This is a genomic window from Bacillus sp. 7884-1, assembly GCF_002272245.1.
In the GTDB taxonomy this organism is placed as follows: Bacteria; Bacillota; Bacilli; order Bacillales; family Cytobacillaceae; genus Neobacillus.
The window spans coordinates 1-2,592 of sequence record NZ_NPDD01000241.1 but is presented as its reverse complement, the minus strand read 5'-3'; the positions used below and the strand labels follow the sequence as shown (position 1 = coordinate 2,592).

The 2,592-nt window shown below is 33.4% G+C and carries 2 protein-coding genes; one reads left to right on the top strand and one right to left on the bottom strand.

Annotated features, from left to right (window positions below):
* Positions 1–198 precede the first annotated feature (198 nt).
* The gene (locus CHI06_RS26045) at positions 199–1,698 is read left to right on the top strand and encodes a hypothetical protein (RefSeq protein ID WP_095251559.1); all 1,500 of its coding nucleotides are present in this window, start codon (positions 199–201) and stop codon (positions 1,696–1,698) included.
* 221 nt (positions 1,699–1,919) lie between these two features.
* Here CHI06_RS26045 and CHI06_RS26040 read toward each other — a convergent pair whose 3' ends face one another.
* Positions 1,920–2,309 carry a VOC family protein gene (locus CHI06_RS26040; RefSeq protein ID WP_070875759.1) on the bottom strand — a complete coding sequence of 130 codons (390 nt, stop codon included), beginning with the start codon at positions 2,307–2,309 and terminating at the stop codon, positions 1,920–1,922.
* Positions 2,310–2,592 lie beyond the last annotated feature (283 nt).

Genomic DNA, 2,592 nt, shown 5'->3' with positions numbered 1-2,592 from the left:
TAGTTGCACTACATGACCGAGAATCTTCGGTCTTTTTTTATGAACAAACGACAAGATAAATGGAAAAACATTCGCCTACAAAGAAAGTCCAGAACTTGTAATTTTTGGACAAGAGTTTATTTACAGAAGTCGTTACTTTCGACGGATAATTGGTTGTATAATAATTTATGGCCTAAATAAACCACGAGGAGACTCTAAATGAAAGAGGACCAACTAGAAAAAGTTGTCGTATACAGGGGGATCAAATTAGCTGATTCAGTGAAATTATTTAACAGAAAAGGGGAATATATTCTTCCTGTTAAAATAGGTTTAGATAAATTAGCTGATATATTAGAAGAATGCAATTTTATAATGCTAGATGTTTTTGCTAAAGATAAAGGTGAAGTTAGGTTTGTCTGTGAATTTGGACATTTATATATAAGAACTCCTAAGAAAATGAAATATGATAACTTTTGCCCCAATTGTTCGAAAAATGAACCAGATAGAATGTACAGAGGTATAAAGTTAGGAAATTCAGTTAAGTTGTATAAAAAAGATGGTGAATTCAATAAACAAGTTAAACAAGGTTTGGACAAACTTGCAGACAAATTAGAAAAAAATAACCATCTGTTATTAAGTGAGTTTGTAAACAATACAACTAAAATTACAATAGATTACAGATGTGGTCATAAACCTGGCATTGCATTTCCTAATAATTACACAAGGGATGAAGGATGTTATGAATGTGGTATAGAAAGTGCAAAAAAAAAGAGTCACGAAAAATCGGAACCTAAATTTCGAAAAATGCTCGAGGAAAATAACCATAAATTATTAACGGAATATAAAGGAACAAAGGCGAAAGTTGTGATAGATTTCAATTGTGGACATAAACCTCACGAAATAAGTCCAGGTAATTACATGATGGGCAAAAGGTGTCCAAAATGTAGAAATATGTGTCCTGAACAAGCTATTGAAAAACTTAATGAAATATTAATAAAAAATGGAGATGAATGGATTGAGGGAGAATATATAAATACTCACACAAAAATAAAGATTAAATTTAACTGCGATCATGAAGCCAATTGGATTACGCCAGCTCATTATAAGGATGGGATGGGTTGTTATGATTGCGGATTACTAATAACCACAATGGCAGCGCAAGAAAGAAGTGAATTAGCAAAGAAAGAATTTGAAGAATTAGTGAAACGAAACGGGCATCAACTGTTAAGTGAATATAAGAGTGCAACGGAAAAAGTTTTGATACATTACAATTGTAAACACGATGCACATTCTGTTTCTCCAAATGCATATAAAACACATAATGTGTATTGTCCATTATGCAAAGTATCTAAAGGTGAAAAGATAATCCAAGATTGGTTAGAGGAGAACGGAATAGAATATGAGGCTCAGTTCAAATTCCCTAAACAAAAAAAGGGACGATTTGGTTATAAATATGATTTTATGCTACCAAATCAAAACTCGATAATTGAAGTTCATGGACTTCAACATTATGAACATTGTTATTATCATGAAGTGAGTAGCAAGACGCTTGAAAAGGAACAAGAAAATGACAGATTAAAACTTGAATATGCCGAATCAATGGGATGCAACTACATTGTAGTGGATTATCGTGAACACAATCCAGAATTAGCATTGCAAAGGTTTATTAAACAATACACGGATTTAATTGAACGGAAAAATAAACTTCAAAAAGTCTAACCAAAACGGTTAGGCTTTTTGTCTTTTGATTATAAATTTTGGAGGTTTGATTCCTTAAACTGGATGATTTGTGCGTCCAGGTCAAAACCATTAAATTAAGACCATGTTCATTATAAAGGAATAAAAAAGACCGACAAAATGTCTATCATTTTGTTCAACTATCCTGCACCGTTACTTCAATAAGAAAAGCCTCCAGTATTGGAAGCCTTTTATCTTTTTATTTATAAATCTTTCTGGTCAACATTTAGTTCAATCAAATTACCATCTGGATCCGCACAGAAAATTTGAGCGAATCCACTTTTTCCGTACGGTTTTTCAATGATTTCAACTTCATTTTGTTTTAACCATGTAAGAGTGTCATAGTAGTTCTCGACTCTAAGAGCAAAGTGACCTTCTCTACTGGATAAGCTTTTATCCTGCCGAATTGTCTGTGAAGAGGGATCGACTATCAAGTGGATTTGCTTTCCCTCTATTTCATACCAGGCACCCGCAAAATCAAAATCAGGACGAGGTATTTCTTTTAAACATAAAGTATTCCCATAGAAATCTTTTGCTCTTTTCAAATTGGTGACGGTAAGACTTACATGATGGAGGCATTTATATTTAATCAAAACCTTCACTTCTTTCATTTCAATTAATTTAATTTTTACTTTAGTCGTTTCCGACTAAGATGAACAACTCGGACCGCAAACGAAGCACTTTGAATGAACAGCTTGATTATGTAAATTAAACAATTCGACAACTAGATACATAATCCCTTTTCCACCTTTACCGCTCCTCTAGCTGAATGCAGCAGCAACCCCCACTGTTGAACAAACGCACCCGTTAGTTTAATAAATAGGGTTATTCAAGCTCCGCTTGAGAAGGAGGCTCAAAAAGCTGTATGTACTCTCT